Origin of the sequence: Mesorhizobium sp. M5C.F.Ca.IN.020.29.1.1 (assembly GCF_003997375.1) — a bacterium.
GTDB classification, from domain to species: domain Bacteria; phylum Pseudomonadota; class Alphaproteobacteria; order Rhizobiales; family Rhizobiaceae; genus Mesorhizobium; species Mesorhizobium wenxiniae.
Genome location: NZ_RZSW01000779.1, coordinates 1 through 2,167, shown reverse-complemented (window position 1 = coordinate 2,167; position 2,167 = coordinate 1). Strand labels below are relative to the sequence as shown.

The 2,167-nt window shown below is 63.5% G+C and carries 2 protein-coding genes; both read left to right on the top strand.

Translation table 11 applies throughout. From position 1 onward, the window contains the following. A partial coding sequence (locus EOA85_RS33435; protein WP_127212557.1) for a helix-turn-helix domain-containing protein occupies positions 1-768 on the top strand: 768 nt, incomplete at its 5' end. Positions 769-910: 142 nt separating this feature from the next. Beyond that, entirely contained in the window at positions 911-1,858 is a 948-nt protein-coding gene (locus EOA85_RS33430) for an aldo/keto reductase (RefSeq protein ID WP_127212556.1), read from the top strand. Positions 1,859-2,167 lie beyond the last annotated feature (309 nt).

Sequence of the window (2,167 nt, the reverse complement as noted above, 5' to 3'; positions counted from 1 at the left end):
CGCATGGACCTGCTGGTCCTGCTAGCCATGCCCGGCATGCAAATCCCGGAGCTTGTTGCCGCGCTGGAGGAAGAGAGCCGCCACGCCGCGCCGCTTATCGCAAGCGCGCAACGCGACGGCGCCATCATCGCTGCGCATTGCGGGGCCGGTTACTTCCTGGCAGACGCCGGTCTTCTCGACAGAAAGCGCGCGACGATCTCCTGGTGGCTGAAGACCGATGCTCAGCGCCGCTTTCCGAAGGTGCGTTGGGACGCGTCACGTGTGCTGATCGGGGACGGACGGATCTACACTTGCGGCGGCGGTTTTTCAGGCTTGGAGCTCGGCAAGGCGCTTCTGCGGGATCTTGGTTTCGCCAGGGAGGAGCGCCTGGTCCACAAATTGCTGGTGCTGCCGCCGTCGCGGCAGATCCAGACGCCCTACGAGTTCCCGCTCACCGATCTGCTGCCCACGCAAGAGCCCTTCCGCGACCAGCTCGAAGCCTTATCCAGAAAACAGCTCGGAGCGCTCGACCTTGCCTTCCTTGGAGCGCAACTCGGCCTGTCGCCGCGAACGCTGGCGCGCCGGTTTTCCGATGAATTGCACACCACTCCTGGCCGATGGATTCAAGACCGGCGCCTTGAGGCCGCGAAAACACTTCTTGAAAGCACCAAACTCGGCATTTCGGAAATATGTTACCAGGTCGGATACCGGGATACGGCCTCATTCAGCCGGCTTTTCAACCGCGTGGTCGGACTGCCGCCTGGTGAATACCGGCGCCAAAGCCAGTAGACATTTGGAGCGCGGCGAGTCGCGCCTTTGTGAAGCGCTGGTCCATCGGAAAAGACAGCCGGGCCTTTGACCTCGGCGCGGTGAGACCTAGTTAAGCCCGGGCTTTTCGCCCGCTCCTTTCCATTCCCCACGGAGATCAGTCTTGCAGAAACGTCGTCTCGGTCAAACCGACCTGTCCATCGCGCCGCTGGTCCTGGGCGGCAACGTCTTCGGCTGGACCGCCGACGAGAAAACCTCTTTCGACCTGCTCGACCGCTTCGTCGGCGCCGGTCTCAACGCCATCGACACGGCGGATGCCTATTCGCGCTGGGTTCCCGGCAACAAAGGCGGCGAATCCGAAACCATCATCGGGAAATGGATGAAGAGCCGCGGCAACCGCGACAAGGTCGTGGTGATCACCAAGGTCGGGTCGGATATGGGACAGGGCAGGAAAGACCTCTCCGCCGCCTATGTCGAAAAGGCCATCGATGCGTCGCTGAAGCGGCTGCAGACCGATGTCGTCGATCTCTATCTGTCGCACTGGCCGGATCCGACGACCCCCTACGAGGAAACGCTCGGCGCCTACCAAAAACTGCTCGCCAAGGGCAAGATCCGCCACGTTGGCGCCTCCAATCTCGATGCCGGCCAGTTGCGCGCCGCGCTCGACGTAGCAAGCCTGCGGGGCCTGCCGCGCTACGCGGTGCTGCAGCCGGAATACAATCTCTATGATCGCGCCTCCTTCGATGGGCCGCTCCGCGATCTGTGCATGGCCGAGGATCTCGGCGTCATCAGCTATTTCGGCCTCGCCAAGGGTTTTTTGAGCGGCAAGTACCGCAGCGAAGCTGATCTCGGCAAAAGCGCGCGTGGCGACGGCGTGAAGCGCTATCTCAACGCGCACGGCATGCGCATCCTGGCGGCACTCGACGCTGTGTCGGCGCGTCACTCGGCCAAGCAGGCGGAAGTGGCGCTCGCCTGGGTGATCGCGCGGCCCGGCGTCACCGCGCCAATCGCCAGCGCCACGACGCTGGACCAGGTCGACAGCCTCGTTCACGCCGCATCGTTGAAGCTCAGCCCAGACGATATCGCCGAGCTCGACAGCGCGAGTGCGTAGCCGCGTGTGAATTGACTGCTTGCGTGTCCCAGGACATTCAGCAGTGGATGCGTCAAGGACACCCGGCCGCGGACGAGTTTGCACGATCGTTCAAGACGCTCGGCGCTGCCTGCCGTACCGTCCCTGCATCGACGCACGATGCGGGGGATGACGCATGGCCGGACAAGTTCTATCCCACCCGTATCTATGGCCGCAATTGCTCGTGCTTGTGCTGGTATCGGCGGTTGTGATGGGCAGTCCGGGGCCGGCGACGATCAGCGTCACCGCCGTTGGGGCCGCCTTCGGTCTGCGCGATTCGCTCCGCTACGC